This is a genomic window from Hydrogenophaga sp., from assembly GCF_011772445.1.
In the GTDB taxonomy this organism is placed as follows: domain Bacteria; phylum Pseudomonadota; class Gammaproteobacteria; order Burkholderiales; family Burkholderiaceae_C; genus Hydrogenophaga.
The window spans coordinates 117464-131725 of the sequence record NZ_WVZN01000013.1 but is presented as its reverse complement, the minus strand read 5'-3'; the positions used below and the strand labels follow the sequence as shown (position 1 = coordinate 131725).

Genomic DNA, 14262 nt, shown 5'->3' with positions numbered 1-14262 from the left:
CCGTACGCCTCCTCTGCCAAACCATGCGCTCAACCTCATCCACCGCCCGCCTTGAGGCCCGGATCAGCACGAACCTGCATCTGATGCTCAAACGGGCCGCCGAACTTCAAGGACGGACGATGACGGATTTCGTGGTGACTGCCGTTCAGGACGCCGCGCAACGCGCCATCGAGCAAGCCGACGTCATGCGTTTGTCGTTGGCGGACCAGGCGTGCTTCGCCAAGGCGCTGCAGTCACCTCCGAAGCCCTCGCCGGCCTTGAAGCGGGCCATCGCCCACCGCCGCAAGCTCTTGCGCGCGGAATGAGCCGCGCGCCGTTTCGCCTGGCCTTGCTGGACGGGGCGCATGACCGTGCCGCATTCGACAGTGGCTCACCCGCGCTGGACCGCTACCTCAAAGAACAGGTCACCCAGGACATCCCCCGACGCGTGGCCACCTGCTTCGTGGCGCTGGCCGATGAGTCCCGCATTGCGGGCTACTACACCCTGGCATCGGCCAGCGTTCTGCTGGCCGATCTGCCCGCCAGCACCGGCAAGAAGCTTCCGCGCTACCCCTCTGTACCAACCGTGCGCATGGGGCGTCTGGCCGTCGACGCGAACTTCAAGGGGGAAGGTCTGGGCGGTGCACTGCTCGCGGACGCACTCGACCGCGCGGCCCGCGCCGAGATCGCGGCCCACGCGTTGATGGTGGACGCGAAGGACGAAACGGCGGCCGCGTTCTACCGTCACCACGGTTTCATCGCATTGCCTGACTCGCCGTGCACCTTGTTCCTGCCGCTGGCCGGCGTGCCGGCCAAGCGGTGACGATGCGCCCGGCGTTGCCGCACCCCACCGGCAGCACCTATTCCTTGTAGTAGACGACCTGGTGCGTGGTGGCCAGCAGCGCCCCCGCCTGGCTCCACACCTGGGCGCGCTGGTCGAAGTAGCCGTTGCGAAACGCACTGGCCTCCGCCTGCCCGATGAGCCAGCCGTCTCCCACCGCGGCCAGTTCGGCGCTGCCGGCGTGGAAGTAGACCGTCATCGACACGGTGCCCGCCGGCACGCGCGTGGCGCGGCGGCGCCAGACGCGCGGGTAGAACACGTCGCACAGCGCGGTGAGGCTGGCGAAGTCCAGTGGCCGCGGCGGCTCGTCGCGCACCCACACGGTGGTCCGGCTGTTCTCGCCCTCGCCGTCCCACACGCGCGGGATCGGCCCTTCGGCGAAGCGCAGGTCGTAACGCTTCACCCATTCCACCAGGGCCGCCATCTGCGGCTTGCCCAGGCCCGCGGGCGACAGCACCTGCGGCGGACGCAGTTCCTGCGCGCCCCAGGTCTCGCGCCGCGTGGCCGTCAGCGCGGTGGCGGTGAGCACGGTCTCGCCCCCCTGCTCGATGCTCACCGCCCAGTGCTGCGTGGAACGGTTGGTGCGAACCGCCTGCGCCTCCACCTCGAAATCGCCATCGGCCAGCGCCGAGCAGAAGTTGACGGTGAACGCGACCGGCTCGCCGAGGCGGTCGGCGTGCTGAAGGATGGCATTGAGCGCCGTGGCCGCGGTGATGCCGCCGAACGGCCCGACCATGTTGGCCCAGGCCGGATCGGTGTGGCCCCCATAGCGGCCGGGAGCGAGGGTGTCGAGCGCGATGGCCTGATCGAGTGGGTGCGAATTCATCTCCGGCAGTGTGCACCAGCCGCGTGCACGCGCACGCGACTGTCGGCCAGTTGACAGTCACACGCTGTTGCTTGCGCGACAGCCTGGCACCTGGAGTGGCAAGCGCGCTGGCGGCCAAGCTTGCAATAGCCTGAATCCATAGCAAGCCATCGATGCCCCGTGGGGTTTCCCCTCATTCTTCATATGGGTGGCATGCCCACAATGCCCCTCCTACATGGCAACGAACACCCCCACCGACTGCATTCTGGAAGCCCGCGGACTGGTCAAGGAGTTCAAGGGCTTCGTTGCCGTGAACGACGTGAACCTGCGCGTGCAGCGCGGCCAGATCCACGCCCTCATCGGGCCCAACGGCGCGGGCAAGACGACCGTCTTCAACCTGCTCACCAAGTTCCTCATCCCCACGCGCGGGCAGATCCTCTACAACGGCGAGGACATCACCCCGCAGAAGCCCGCGCAGGTGGCGCGGCGCGGCATGGTGCGCTCGTTCCAGATCTCCGCCACCTTCCCGCACCTGAGCGTGCGCGAGAACGTGCGCATCGGCCTGCAGCGCGCCACCGGACAGTCTTTCCATTTCTGGAAATCGAAGAAGGCGCTCGACCGCCTGGACGCGCGCGCCATGGAACTGCTGGAGACCGTGGGTCTGGCCGAGTTCGCCGACTGGGTGACGGTGGAGCTGCCCTACGGCCGCAAGCGCGCGCTTGAGATCGCCACCACCCTGGCCACCGAGCCCGAGCTGATGCTGCTGGACGAGCCCACGCAGGGCATGGGCCACGAGGACGTGGAGCGCGTGACGCAACTCATCAAGAAGGTGTCGGCCAACCGCACGGTGCTGATGGTGGAACACAACATGAACGTGGTGTCCAGCATCGCCGACACCATCAGCGTGCTGCAGCGCGGCCAGGTCATCGCCGAAGGCGACTACGCCACGGTGTCGGCCAACCCGCAGGTGCTGGAGGCCTACATGGGCAGCGCCGAAGCCGAACTGCAAGGAGCCCATTGACGTGACCCCCCACGCTCATCACTTCGTGTATTCGCTGCCCCCTCAGGGGGTGCGGACCTTCCTTGGGGCGGCCCGGCGGGAGACCCAATGAGCGAAGAACTGCTCAACCTCAGCGGCGTCAACGCCTGGTACGGCGAGTCGCACATCCTGCATGGCGTCGACCTGCGCGTGAACCGCGGCGAGGTGGTGACGCTGCTGGGGCGCAACGGCGCGGGCCGCACCACCACCCTCAAGGCCCTCATGGGCATGGTGGGCAAGCGCACCGGCTCCATCCGCCTGTTCGGCCAGGAGACGGTGAACATGTCCACGCACCAGGTGGCGCGCCTGGGCCTGGGCTACTGCCCCGAGGAACGCGGCATCTTCGCCAGCCTGAGCTGCGAGGAAAACCTGCTGCTGCCGCCCGTGGTGGCCGATGGCGGCATGCCGCTCGATGAGCTGTACGAGCTGTTCCCCAACCTGAAGGAACGCCGCAACAGCCCGGGCACGCGCCTGTCGGGCGGCGAGCAGCAGATGCTCGCGGTGGCGCGCATCCTGCGCACCGGCGCCAAGCTGCTGCTGCTCGACGAAATTTCCGAAGGCCTGGCGCCGGTGATCGTGCAGACGCTGGCGCGCACCATCCGCACGCTGCGCGAGCGTGGCTTCACCATCGTGATGGTCGAACAGAACTTCCGTTTCGCGGCGCCATTGGCCGACCGCTTCTACGTCATGGAACATGGCCGCATCGTCGAGGGCTTCTCCGCTGCCGAGCTCGACGCGAAGATGGGCATGTTGCACGAGTACCTCGGTGTCTGAACAACGCCGGTGGGTCTTTCCACGTTCACACTGACTGAAGGAGACGACGACATGAAGAGGATGACGACGAAGCTGCTGGCCACCGCCGCCGCGGCGCTGCTGACGGCGGGGGCTGCGCAGGCGCAGATCTCCGACGGGGTGGTCAAGATCGGCGTGATGAACGACATGTCCGGGCTGTACGCCGACATCGGCGGCCCGGGCTCCGTGCTGGCCGCGCGCATGGCCGTGGAGGACTACACCGCCACCAACAAGGGCCTCAAGGTCGAGGTCGTCTCGGCCGACCACCAGAACAAGCCCGACGTGGGCTCCACGGTGGCGCGCACCTGGTACGACGTGGAGAAGGTTGACGCCATCTTCGACGTGCCGACCTCTTCGGTGGCCCTGGCCATCAACCAGGTCACCAAGGAAAAAGGCAAGGCATTCGTCAACACCGGCGCGGCCAGCTCCGACCTGACCGGCAAGCAGTGCAGCCCCAACACCGTGCACTGGCTCTACGACACCTGGATGCTGGCCAACGGCACCGGCAGCGCGATCGTGAAGACCGGCGGCGACACCTGGTTCTTCCTGACCGCCGACTACGCCTTCGGCCACGCGCTGGAGCGCGACACCGAGGCCGTGGTGCTGAAGAACGGCGGCAAGGTGCTGGGCAAGGTGCGCACGCCCTTCCCCGGCAGCGACTTCAGCTCCTTCCTGCTGCAGGCGCAGTCGTCCAAGGCCAAGATCATCGGCCTGGCCAACGCCGGTGGCGACACCATCAACAGCATCAAGCAGGCGGCCGAGTTCGGCATCACCAAGGGTGGTCAGAACCTGGCTGGCCTGCTGGTCTTCCTGCCCGACATCCATGGCCTGGGCCTGAACACCGCGCAGGGCCTGATCTTCACCGAGACCTTTTACTGGGACCTGAACGACCAGACCCGCGCCTGGAGCAAGCGCTTCGCCGAACGCAACGGCGGCAAGTACCCCAGCGCCGACCACGCGGGCGTCTATGCCGCCGTGCTGCACTACCTGAAGGCCGTGGAAGCCGGCAAGACCGACGACGGCACCAAGACCATCGCCAAGATGAAGGAGCTGCCCACCGACGACCCGCTGTTCGGCAAGGGCACGATCCGCCCCGACGGCCGCAAGATCCACCCGGCCTACCTGTTCGAGGTCAAGAAGCCCTCCGAATCGAAAGGGCCGTACGACTACTACAAGCTGCGCGCCACCATCCCCGCCGACCAGGCCTTCCGTCCCCTCAAGGACGGCGAGTGCCCCCTGGTGAAGTAAGCGAGAGGATGTCCAGAGCATGACCGAGATCTTCGGCATTCCCACCGCGGCCCTGTTCGGGCAGTTGCTGATCGGGCTGATCAACGGCTCGTTCTACGCCCTGCTCTCGCTGGGGCTGGCCGTGATCTTCGGTCTGCTCAACATCATCAACTTCACGCACGGCGCCCAGTACATGATGGGCGCCTTCGTGGCCTGGCTGCTGCTCAACAAGCTGGGCATCGGCTACTGGTGGGCGCTGCTGATCGCGCCCATCGTGGTCGGCATCACCGGCGTGCTGATCGAGCGCCTCATGCTCAAGCGGCTGTACAAGCTGGACCACCTCTACGGCCTGCTGCTCACCTTCGGCATTGCGCTGATCATCCAGGGCCTGTTCCGGCACGAGTACGGCTCCTCTGGCCAGCCCTACGCCATTCCGTCGCAGCTCATGGGCGCGCAGAACCTGGGCTTCATGTTCCTGCCCAACTACCGCGGCTGGGTGGTGGCGGCCTCGCTCATCGTGTGCCTGTCCACGTGGTTCGTCATCGAACGCACCAAGCTCGGCGCCTACCTGCGCGCGGCCACCGAGAACCCCACGCTGGTGCAAGGCTTCGGTGTGAACGTGCCGCGCATGATCACCCTCACCTACGGTTTCGGCGTCGGCCTCGCCGCGCTGGCCGGCGTGATGGCCGCCCCCATCTACCAGGTGAGCCCGCAAATGGGCTCGGACCTCATCATCGTGGTGTTCGCGGTGGTGGTGATCGGTGGCATGGGCTCCATCATGGGCGCCATCCTCACCGGCTTCGGCCTGGGCATCATCGAAGGCCTCACCAAGGTCTTCTACCCCGAAGCGTCCAGCACGGTCATCTTCGTGATCATGGCCATCGTGCTGCTGATCCGGCCCGCGGGCCTTTTTGGAACCGAGAAGTGAAGCCGCGATGAGCAGCACGACCACCACCATCGCGCACGCGGGCAGCGCCCACAAGGCCCCCGCCGGCAACTCGTCCCTGGCCATCGCCTTCGCCATCATGGCCGCGTTCTTCCTGATCGCGCCCACCGTGGTGTACCCGGTGTTCCTGATGAAGGTGATGTGCTTCGCGTTGTTCGCCTGCGCCTTCAACCTGCTCATCGGCTTCGGCGGCCTGCTCTCCTTCGGGCACGCCATGTTCCTCGGCGGCGCGGGCTACGCGTCGGCGCACGCGGCCAAGGTCTGGGGCTTCACACCCGAGCTGGCGATCCTCTTCGGCACCTGCTGCGCGGTGCTGCTGGGCGTGGTGGTCGGTGCCCTGGCCATCCGCCGCCAGGGCATCTACTTCGCCATGATCACCCTGGCCCTGGCGCAGATGGTGTTCTTCTTCAGCCTGCAGGCGAAGTTCACCGGCGGCGAGGACGGCATCCAGGCGGTGCCGCGCGGCCATCTCTTCGGTCTGATCGACCTGAGCCAGCCCCTGGCGATGTACGCGGTGGTGTTCGTGATCTTCTTCGCCGGCTTCCTGCTCATCTGGCGCGTGGTGCACTCGCCCTTCGGCCAGGTGCTGCAGGCCATCCGCGAGAACGAGGCGCGCGCCACCTCCCTCGGCTACGACACCGACCGCTACAAGCACCTGGCCTTCGTGCTCTCGGCCGGCCTGGCCGGCGCGGCCGGCGCCACCAAGGCCATCGTGTTCCAGCTCGCCTCGCTCACCGACGTGCACTGGAGCATGTCGGGCGAGGTCGTGCTGATGACCTTGCTGGGCGGCATGGGCACCCTGTTCGGGCCTGTGGTGGGCGCGGCCATCATCGTGTCGATGCAGAACTACCTGGCGCAACTCGGCGCCTGGGTCACGGTGGTGCAGGGCGTGATCTTCGTGATCTGCGTGCTGGCGTTCCGCCGCGGGGTGGTGGGCGAGATCGCGAACCTGATCAAGAAGCCGCTCTGAGCTTGCGGATGCCTCAGGCCGCGGCCTTTGCTCCGGCCGCCGATGCGTGAAGCTGCAAACCCAGCGCCGAAATCACCTTCATGATGGTGGCGAACGCCGGATTGCCTTCTGGCGACAGCGCCTTGTAGAGGCTCTCCCTGCCCAGACCCGTTTCGCGGGCGACCTGGGTCATGCCCTTGGCGCGCGCGATGTCGCCCAACACAGCGGCAATGAGCGCCGGGTCGCCGTCGGCCAACGCGACCTCCAGGTAGGCGACCATGTCTTCCTCACTGCTGAAGTGCTCGGCAGGGTCCCAGGGGTTGGTGATGGGTTTGCTCATGCTTGACTCCTATAGCTGGCGCGCCAGCGCCTTGGCTTCACGAACATCGCGGACCTGGGTGGACTTGTCGCCGCCCGCCAGGAGGAGGACGAATGTCGCTCCCCTCTGCAAAAAGTACACGCGATAGCCGGGCCCGTGGTCGATCCGCAGGTCAGAGATGCCATCGCCCACGGCTTTCACGTCTCCCGCGTTGCCCAGGGACAAGCGCCGAATGCGGATATCGATGCGCGCTCTGGCTTGTCGATCACGAAGGCCGGCAAACCACTTGGCGTAGACGCTGGTCTGGCGAACCTCAAGCATAGCAGCGGATGTATTTCATAGGATACACCGATTGCCGGGTCGACATCCTATCTGCTCGCCCATCCTGGGCACCTTGGGGGTATCGCACGCTCCCAAAAAAAGGGCGCCCCTTGGGCGCCTTCTTTGGATGCCATTGGAATCACACGCGCTCGAAGATCCCCGCTGCGCCCTGGCCCATGCCCACGCACATGGTCACCATGCCGAACTTCTTCTGGTGCCGCTGCAGCGCGTGCACCACGGTGGCCGAGCGGATCGCGCCGGTGGCGCCAAGGGGGTGGCCCAAGGCAATGGCACCGCCCATGGGATTGACCTTGGCCGGGTCCAGCCCCAGGGTGTTGATGACCGCGAGCGATTGGGCCGCGAAGGCCTCGTTGAGCTCGATCCAGTCCATGTCGTCCTGCTTCAGGCCGGCGTAGCGCAGCGCGGCGGGGATCGCCTCCACCGGGCCGATGCCCATGATGTGCGGCGGCACGCCGCGGCTGGCGTAGCTCACGAAGCGCGCCAGCGGCTTGAGGCCGAAGCGCTTGACCGCCGCCTCGCTCGCCAGGATCAGCGCGCCCGCGCCGTCGCTGGTCTGCGAGCTGTTGCCCGCCGTGACCGAGCCGCGCGCGGCGAACACGGTGCGCAGCCTGGCCAGGCCTTCCAGGCTGGTGTCGGGGCGCGCGCCTTCGTCCAGGCTCACGGTGCGCGTGCGCTTGCTCACCTCGGCCGATTCCAGGTTCACCTCACGCTCGGTCACTTCCACCGGCGTGATCTCATTGGCGAACTCGCCGTTCTTCATCGCGATCAGCGCGCGCTGGTGCGACTGCAGCGCGAATTGATCCTGCGCCTCGCGCGAGACTTTCCACTGCTGCGCCACCTTCTCGGCCGTGAGGCCCATGCCGTAGGCGATGCCGTACTGCTCCACGTCCTGCGTGTTGGCGAAGATGGCGGGCGACAGGCTGGGCGAGTTGCCCATCATGGGCACCATGCTCATGCTCTCGGTGCCGGCGGCGATCATCACATCGGCCTCGCCCACGCGGATGCGGTCGGCCGCCATGGCCACGGCCGACAGGCCCGAGGCGCAGAAGCGATTGACCGTGATGCCGCCCACGCTGTTGGGCAGGCCCGCGAGGATCGCGCCGATGCGCGCCACGTTCAGGCCCTGCTGGGCCTCGGGGATGGCGCAGCCGCAGATGATGTCTTCGATGGCCTTCGGGTCCAGCCCGGGCGCCTGCGCGAGCGCCGAGCGCAGCGCGATGGCGAGCATGTCGTCGGGCCGCAGGTGCTTGAACGAGCCCTTGTGCGAACGGCCGATGGGCGTGCGCGTGGCGGCGACGATGTAGGCGTCTTGAACTTGTTTGCTCATGTCGTGGCTCCTCAGTTGCGCACGGGCTTGCCGGTGTTGAGCATGCCCAGGATGCGCTCCTGCGTCTTGGGGTTCGTGATGAGCGCACAGAAGGCCTGGCGCTCCAGCGTCATGAGGTATTCCTCGCTCACCAGCGTGCCGGGGTCCACGTCGCCGCCGGTGACCACGTTGGCGATCAGGCTGGCGATGTGGAAGTCGTGCTGGCTGATGAAGCCGCCGTCGCGCATGTTCACGAGCTGGCCCATGATCGTGGCCTTTCCGTCGCGGCCGGCCACGGGGAACAGGCGCTTGTGCGGCGCGCGATAGCCGGCGCGGAACATGGCCTTCGCTTCGTTGAGCGCGACGAACAGCAGCTCGTCCTTGTGCGGCACGATGAGGTCGGACTCGAGCAGGTAGCCGATGCTGCGCGACTCGATCGCGCTGGTGCCGACCTTGGCCATCGCCGCGGCGGTGAAGCCTTCGGTGAGGAAGGGCAGCAGGTCCTTGCCTGTGGACGCCTGGGCGTTCTCGGCCGCGCGGCGCGCGATGTAGGTGAGGCCGCCGGCGCCGGGGATCAGGCCCACGCCCACTTCCACCAGGCCGATGTAGCTTTCCATGTGCGCCACGCGCTTGCCGCTGTAGACGGCCAGCTCGCAGCCGCCGCCCAGCGCCATGCCGCGGATGGCGGAGACCACCGGCACGTTGGCGTAGCGCAGGCGCAGCATGGTCTGCTGCATGAAGCCTTCGGCGTCTTCGATGGCGGCCACGCCCACGGCCAGGAAGGCGGGCAGCATGGCCTGCAGGTCGGCGCCCACGCTGAAGGGCTCGTCGCCCGACCAGACCACCAGGCCCTGGTACTGCGCCTCGGCCAGTTCCACGGCCTGCATCAGGCCCTCGCAGACCTCGGGGCTGATGGCGTGCATCTTGGTCTTGATGCTGGCGATCAGGACCTCGTTGTCCAGTGTCCAGAGGCGGACCGCGTCGGTCTCTTCGATGGTGGTGCCCGCGTCGGCGAAGCGCGGGCCGGCTTCGCCGAGCAGCAGCTCGGGGAAAGGCTGGCGCTGGTACACGGGCAGTTCACGGCGCGGCTCGAACACGCCCTTGCCCGGGTTCCACGAGCCCTGCGCGGTGTGCACGCCGCCGGCCTCGGCCACCGGGCCCTTGAACACCCAGTCGGGCAAGGGCGCCTTGGACAGTGCCTTGCCCGCGTCGATGTCCTCCTGGACCATCTTCGCCACCTCGAGCCAGCCGGCTTCCTGCCACAGCTCGAAGGGGCCCTGCTTCATGCCGAAGCCCCAGCGCATGGCCAGGTCCACGTCGCGCGCGGTGTCGGCGATGGAGGCCAGGTGCACGGCTGCGTAGTGGAAGCTGTTGCGCAGGATGGCCCAGAGGAACTGGCCTTGCGGGCCGGTGCTGTTTCTCAGCAGCTTCAGGCGCTCGCCCGCGGGCTTCTTGAGCATGCGGCCATAGACCTCGTCCGCCTTCTCGCCGGAGGGCACGTACTCGCCGCTCTCCAGGTCGAAGCGCAGGATGTCGCGGCCCACCTTCTTGAAGAAGCCGGCCTTGGCCTTCTGGCCCAGGTGGCCCTTCTCCAGCAGCGCCTTCAGCACGGGCGGCGTGCCGAAGCTGGCGTAGAACGGGTCGGTTTCGGCGCTCAGGTTGTCCTGCAGCGTCTTGATGACGTGGGCCATGGTGTCCAGGCCCACCACGTCGGCGGTGCGGAAGGTGCCGCTGCTGGCGCGGCCCAGGCGCTTGCCGGTGAGGTCGTCCACCACGTCGAACGTGAGGCCGAAGTTCTCCACCTCCTTCATGGTGGCCAGCATGCCGGCGATGCCGATGCGGTTGGCGATGAAGTTCGGCGTGTCTTTGGCGCGCACCACACCCTTGCCCAGGCCGCTGGTGACGAAGGTCTCGAGCTGGTCCAGGATCTCGGGCTGCGTGGTGGGCGTGGCGATCAGCTCCACCAGCGTCATGTAGCGCGGCGGGTTGAAGAAGTGGATGCCGCAGAAGCGCGGCTTGATGGCCTCGGGCAAGGCCTCGCTCAGTTTCGTGATCGACAGGCCCGAGGTGTTGGATGCGACGATGGCGTGCGCGGCCAGGTGGGGCGCGATCTTCTGGTACAGGTCCAGCTTCCAGTCCATGCGCTCGGCGATGGCCTCGATCACGAGGTCGCACCCGCCCAGCAGGGCCATGTGCTCTTCGTAATTGGCGGCGACGATGAGGTCGGCGTCGGCGGCCACGCCGATCGGCGAGGGCTTGAGCTTCTTCAGGTTCTCGATGGCCTTGGTGACGATGCCGTTCTTCGGGCCTTCCTTGGCAGGCAGGTCGAAGAGGACAACGGGCACCTTGACGTTGACGAGGTGGGCCGCGATCTGCGCGCCCATCACGCCCGCGCCGAGCACGGCGACTTTTCTGACGTTGAATCGGTTCATGTGGTTTCCGTGAATGGCTGGCGGTGTCACTCGACGCGGTGCCAGACTTGCGTTCGGAAGAAGGGGCCGAGGTAGCCACGCATTTCGAGTTGCGCCCCGCCGTTCACCGGCTTGAGGCGCGCGCGGTAGCTCTTGCCGTTGTTCGGGTCGACGATGGTGCCGCCCTCGTACACGGCCTTGTCGTTCTCGCCCTGGCGGATGCCACGCAGGATCTCCAGGCCAAGAATGGGCTTGTCCTTGCGGTCGTCACTGCACTTGTCGCACACCGCTTTCTGGTCGGTGGCGGGGTCGAGCAGCTTCTCGATGCGGCCGCTGAAGACGCCGTTGCTCTCGGTGATGCGCACCAGCGACTTCTCCTTCTTCGAGTCGTCGTCGATGGTCTTCCACAGGCCCGTGGGCGTCATCTGGGCGTGGGCCGGGCCGGCGAGGGACACGGCAAGAGCAAACACATGCATCTTCATGACTGTCTCCTTAGAGTGAAGGGAAGTTGTCGCGGAACACCGAGGAACCGGCTTTGCCGGGCCTCAGGTGTTGTCCCCCTTCAGGGGGAAGACGCGAAGCGGCGCAGGGGGTCATGCCAAAGCTGCGTCGGTGTCCATCAGCACCTTGCTGCCCGAGCGCGCCAGACGCATGAGCGTGGCCGTCTCGGGGAACAGCTTGGCGAAGTAGAAGCGCGCGGTCTGCAGCTTGGCGGTGTAGAACGGGTCGGTGCTGCCACCGTCGATGGCGCGCTGCGCGGCCTGGGCCATGCGCGCGAAGAAGTAGGCAAACACCAGATGGCCGGCCACGCGCAGGTAAGGCACGGCGGCCGCGCCCACCTCGTCGGGGTTCTGCAGGCCCTTGAAGCCGATCTCGGTGGTGAACTTGGTCATCTGCTCGCCCAGGTAGCCCAGGGGGTTGATGAACTCGGCCATCTTCTCGTTCACGCCCTCTTCTTCCACCAGCGCGGCCACGAGCTTGCCGAACTTCTTGAGCGTGGCGCCGTTGTTGCCCAGCACCTTGCGGCCCAGCAGGTCCAGGCTCTGGACCGTGTTGGTGCCCTCGTAGATCATGTTGATGCGGGCATCGCGCACGTACTGCTCCATGCCCCATTCCTTGATGTAGCCGTGGCCGCCGAACACCTGCATGCAGTGGTTGGTGGCCTCGAAGCCGTTGTCGGTCAGGAAGGCCTTGGCAATGGGCGTCAGCAGCGCAGCGAGGTCGGCGCAGTCCTTGCGCACCTTCTCGTCGGGGTGGTGCAGTTCCTTCTCGAGCAGCAGCGTGCAGAACATCAGCAGCGCGCGGCCGCCTTCAGCGTAGGCCTTGGCGGTGAGCAGCATCTTGCGCACGTCGGGGTGCACGATGATGGGGTCGGCCGGCTTGTCCTTGGCCTTCACGCCCGACAGGCTGCGCATCTGGATGCGGTCCTTGGCGTAGACGAGCGCGTTCTGATAAGCCACTTCCGTCAGGCCCAGGCTCTGGTTGCCCACGCCCAGGCGGGCGGCGTTCATCATCACGAACATGGCGGGCAGGCCCTTGTTGGGCTCGCCCACCAGGGTGCCCACGGCACCGTCGAGCACCATCTGCGCGGTGGCGTTGCCGTGGATGCCCATCTTGTGTTCGAGGCCGCCGCAGTGGATGCCGTTGCGCGCGCCGATGCTGCCATCGGCCTTCACCTGGTACTTGGGCACCAGGAACAGGCTGATGCCCTTGCTGCCCACGGGCGCGTCGGGCAGGCGCGCGAGCACCAGGTGCAGGATGTTCTCGGCCAGGTCGTGCTCACCCGCGCTGATGAAGATCTTCTGGCCGGTGAGCTTGTAGGTGCCGTCGGCCTGGGGTTCGGCCTTGGTGCGCAGCAGGCCCAGGTCGGTGCCGCAGTGGGGTTCGGTCAGGCACATGGTGCCGGTCCACTCGCCGCTGGTGAGCTTGGGCAGGTAGAGCTTCTTCTGCTCGGGCGAGCCGTGCGCGTGCAGGCATTCGTAGGCGCCGTGCGACAGGCCGGGGTACATGGTCCAGGCCTGGTTGGCGCTGTTGAGCATCTCGTAGAGGCACTGGTTCACGATCAGGGGCAGGCCCTGGCCACCGAACTCGGGGTCGCACGAGAGCGCGGGCCAGCCGCCTTGCACGTACTGCGCGTAGGCTTCCTTGAAACCCTTCGGCGCTTTCACCTCGTGCGTGGCCTTGTCGAGCGTGCAGCCTTCTTCGTCGCCACTGATGTTGAGCGGAAAGGTCACCTCGGCCGCGAACTTGCCGCCCTCTTCCAGCACGGCGTTGATGGTGTCGGCGTCGATGTCGGCGTGATTGGGGCAGGCCTTGAGTTCGTCGACGACATTGAAGACCTCGTGCATCACGAACTGCATGTCGCGCAGCGGCGGGGTGTAGACGGGCATGGGTGGGTTCTCCTGTGGTTTCGTCGAAGTGAAGAAAAGAAAAGTCAGCTCTTGCGGCCGGCGGGCAGGCGCGCGCCATTGCGTTCGAGGATGGCGCCGAAGCCGCGCCACGCGCGGTCGATGCAGCCGGGGCTGCGCAGGAAGCGCGCCTCGTAGTGCAGGGCAAGAATCAATCCGTGGATTTCGAAGGCGACCTGTGACGCGTCCGTGTCGGCCGACAGGTGGCCCTCCTCGATGGCGAGCTCGATCGACCGGCGCAGCGCGTCCTGCCAGGTGCTCACCGAGCTGGCCAGCGCGTCGCGCACGGGGCCGGGGCGGTCGTCGAACTCGACCGCGCCGCTGATGTAGATGCAACCCGAGTCGATCTCGACCGAGGTGCGCTTCATCCAGTTGTCGAACAGGGCACGCAGGCGCGGCAGACCGCGCGGGGCGTCCATGGCGGGGTAGAAGACCTCGTCCTCGAAGCGCGTGTGGTACTCGCGCACCACCGAGATCTGCAGCTCCTCGCGCGAGCCGAAGTGCGCGAACACGCCGGACTTGCTCATCTGCATGACCTCGGCGAGCGCGCCGATGGACAGGCCTTCGAGTCCGATCTGCGTGGCCAGGCCCAAAGCGGCGTCGACGATGGCGGCCTTGGTCTGCTGGCCCTTGGGCTGGGGCTTGGCCATGCCGCCATCGGTGGTGGCGGCGCGGCGGGGGCGGCGGGCGGTGGTGTCGCTCATGCGGGGCCTGGGTGGATCGGCAGGGGTATCGGCCGAAAGAAACGAACGGTCGTTCTATTTTTACCCGGATTTCGTTGATCCACACAAGCAGGAAGCCGAATTCACACCCTCCGGTTTAGAGCCAAGGCTCTAAGGCCGTCGCAGTAGTGCGATACCAGCAGGTGGTATTTCGCCCGCCTTGGTCAGTTATCAGG

At 66.8% G+C, this 14262-nt stretch carries 15 protein-coding genes; 7 read left to right on the top strand and 8 right to left on the bottom strand.

All coding sequences use genetic code 11. The features are described 5' to 3' along the window. Nucleotides 1-23 precede the first annotated feature (23 nt). Together GTO19_RS06300 and GTO19_RS06295 are read left to right on the top strand one after the other, a co-directional pair. Nucleotides 24-305: a DUF1778 domain-containing protein gene (locus GTO19_RS06300; RefSeq protein WP_291019265.1), complete on the top strand. Its 282-nt coding sequence runs from the start codon at nt 24-26 to the stop codon at nt 303-305. Then, nucleotides 302-802, top strand: coding sequence for a GNAT family N-acetyltransferase (locus GTO19_RS06295; protein WP_291019263.1), 501 nt, complete (start codon nt 302-304; stop codon nt 800-802). Before GTO19_RS06300 ends, GTO19_RS06295 begins: the two co-directional genes overlap by 4 nt. A 37-nt stretch (nt 803-839) precedes the next feature. On the opposite strand, the gene GTO19_RS06290 is transcribed toward GTO19_RS06295, so the two are convergent. Then, nucleotides 840-1646 (bottom strand): thioesterase family protein, encoded by an 807-nt coding sequence (locus GTO19_RS06290; RefSeq protein ID WP_291019261.1) that lies wholly within the window; start codon nt 1644-1646, stop codon nt 840-842. 214 nt (nt 1647-1860) lie between these two features. Here GTO19_RS06290 and GTO19_RS06285 point away from each other — a divergent pair, with 214 nt between their 5' ends. The 5 genes from GTO19_RS06285 to GTO19_RS06265 all read left to right on the top strand — a co-directional run bounded on the left by GTO19_RS06285 (nt 1861) and on the right by GTO19_RS06265 (nt 6599). Further along, nucleotides 1861-2646, top strand: a complete 786-nt coding sequence (locus tag GTO19_RS06285) for an ABC transporter ATP-binding protein (protein WP_291019259.1) — start codon at nt 1861-1863, stop codon at nt 2644-2646. An 87-nt stretch (nt 2647-2733) separates the two neighbouring features. After that, complete coding sequence (locus GTO19_RS06280) at nt 2734-3438, top strand: ABC transporter ATP-binding protein (RefSeq protein WP_291019257.1); 705 nt, start codon at nt 2734-2736, stop codon at nt 3436-3438. A 60-nt stretch (nt 3439-3498) separates the two neighbouring features. After that, nucleotides 3499-4704, top strand: coding sequence for an ABC transporter substrate-binding protein (locus tag GTO19_RS06275; RefSeq protein WP_291019353.1), 1206 nt, complete (start codon nt 3499-3501; stop codon nt 4702-4704). 19 nt (nt 4705-4723) lie between these two features. Further along, nucleotides 4724-5611, top strand: a complete 888-nt coding sequence (locus GTO19_RS06270; RefSeq protein WP_291019255.1) for a branched-chain amino acid ABC transporter permease — start codon at nt 4724-4726, stop codon at nt 5609-5611. A 97-nt stretch (nt 5612-5708) separates the two neighbouring features. Continuing rightward, nucleotides 5709-6599, top strand: coding sequence for a branched-chain amino acid ABC transporter permease (locus GTO19_RS06265; protein ID WP_291019351.1), 891 nt, complete (start codon nt 5709-5711; stop codon nt 6597-6599). Between the two features lie 13 nt (nt 6600-6612). On the opposite strand, the gene GTO19_RS06260 is transcribed toward GTO19_RS06265, so the two are convergent. From GTO19_RS06260 to GTO19_RS06230, 7 genes are all read right to left on the bottom strand, one after another. Then, a complete protein-coding gene (locus GTO19_RS06260) occupies nt 6613-6918 on the bottom strand; it encodes an addiction module antidote protein (RefSeq protein WP_291019253.1) in 306 nt (101 codons plus the stop codon). 9 nt (nt 6919-6927) lie between these two features. Beyond that, nucleotides 6928-7218 carry a type II toxin-antitoxin system RelE/ParE family toxin gene (locus tag GTO19_RS06255; protein WP_291019251.1) on the bottom strand — a complete coding sequence of 97 codons (291 nt, stop codon included), beginning with the start codon at nt 7216-7218 and terminating at the stop codon, nt 6928-6930. Between the two features lie 139 nt (nt 7219-7357). After that, nucleotides 7358-8566, bottom strand: coding sequence for an acetyl-CoA C-acyltransferase (locus GTO19_RS06250; RefSeq protein WP_291019248.1), 1209 nt, complete (start codon nt 8564-8566; stop codon nt 7358-7360). A gap of 11 nt (nt 8567-8577) precedes the next feature. Continuing rightward, nucleotides 8578-10977, bottom strand: a complete 2400-nt coding sequence (locus tag GTO19_RS06245) for a 3-hydroxyacyl-CoA dehydrogenase/enoyl-CoA hydratase family protein (RefSeq protein ID WP_291019246.1) — start codon at nt 10975-10977, stop codon at nt 8578-8580. Between the two features lie 26 nt (nt 10978-11003). After that, nucleotides 11004-11438 (bottom strand): DUF2147 domain-containing protein, encoded by a 435-nt coding sequence (locus GTO19_RS06240; RefSeq protein WP_291019244.1) that lies wholly within the window; start codon nt 11436-11438, stop codon nt 11004-11006. A gap of 111 nt (nt 11439-11549) precedes the next feature. Further along, nucleotides 11550-13346, bottom strand: coding sequence for an acyl-CoA dehydrogenase C-terminal domain-containing protein (locus GTO19_RS06235; protein ID WP_291019242.1), 1797 nt, complete (start codon nt 13344-13346; stop codon nt 11550-11552). Nucleotides 13347-13390: 44 nt separating this feature from the next. After that, entirely contained in the window at nt 13391-14014 is a 624-nt protein-coding gene (locus GTO19_RS06230; protein ID WP_291019348.1) for a TetR/AcrR family transcriptional regulator, read from the bottom strand. Nucleotides 14015-14262 lie beyond the last annotated feature (248 nt).

Coding starts and splice junctions, on each gene's coding strand:
- GTO19_RS06290 (WP_291019261.1), bottom strand. CDS start 1,646: ATGAATTCGCACCCACTCGATCAGGCCATCGCGCTCGACACCCTCGCT.
- GTO19_RS06240 (WP_291019244.1), bottom strand. CDS start 11,438: ATGAAGATGCATGTGTTTGCTCTTGCCGTGTCCCTCGCCGGCCCGGCC.
- GTO19_RS06255 (WP_291019251.1), bottom strand. CDS start 7,218: ATGCTTGAGGTTCGCCAGACCAGCGTCTACGCCAAGTGGTTTGCCGGC.
- GTO19_RS06300 (WP_291019265.1), top strand. CDS start 24: ATGCGCTCAACCTCATCCACCGCCCGCCTTGAGGCCCGGATCAGCACG.
- GTO19_RS06275 (WP_291019353.1), top strand. CDS start 3,499: ATGACGACGAAGCTGCTGGCCACCGCCGCCGCGGCGCTGCTGACGGCG.
- GTO19_RS06265 (WP_291019351.1), top strand. CDS start 5,709: ATGGCCGCGTTCTTCCTGATCGCGCCCACCGTGGTGTACCCGGTGTTC.
- GTO19_RS06230 (WP_291019348.1), bottom strand. CDS start 14,014: ATGGCCAAGCCCCAGCCCAAGGGCCAGCAGACCAAGGCCGCCATCGTC.
- GTO19_RS06285 (WP_291019259.1), top strand. CDS start 1,861: ATGGCAACGAACACCCCCACCGACTGCATTCTGGAAGCCCGCGGACTG.
- GTO19_RS06295 (WP_291019263.1), top strand. CDS start 302: ATGAGCCGCGCGCCGTTTCGCCTGGCCTTGCTGGACGGGGCGCATGAC.
- GTO19_RS06260 (WP_291019253.1), bottom strand. CDS start 6,918: ATGAGCAAACCCATCACCAACCCCTGGGACCCTGCCGAGCACTTCAGC.
- GTO19_RS06280 (WP_291019257.1), top strand. CDS start 2,734: ATGAGCGAAGAACTGCTCAACCTCAGCGGCGTCAACGCCTGGTACGGC.
- GTO19_RS06270 (WP_291019255.1), top strand. CDS start 4,724: ATGACCGAGATCTTCGGCATTCCCACCGCGGCCCTGTTCGGGCAGTTG.
- GTO19_RS06245 (WP_291019246.1), bottom strand. CDS start 10,977: ATGAACCGATTCAACGTCAGAAAAGTCGCCGTGCTCGGCGCGGGCGTG.
- GTO19_RS06250 (WP_291019248.1), bottom strand. CDS start 8,566: ATGAGCAAACAAGTTCAAGACGCCTACATCGTCGCCGCCACGCGCACG.
- GTO19_RS06235 (WP_291019242.1), bottom strand. CDS start 13,346: ATGCCCGTCTACACCCCGCCGCTGCGCGACATGCAGTTCGTGATGCAC.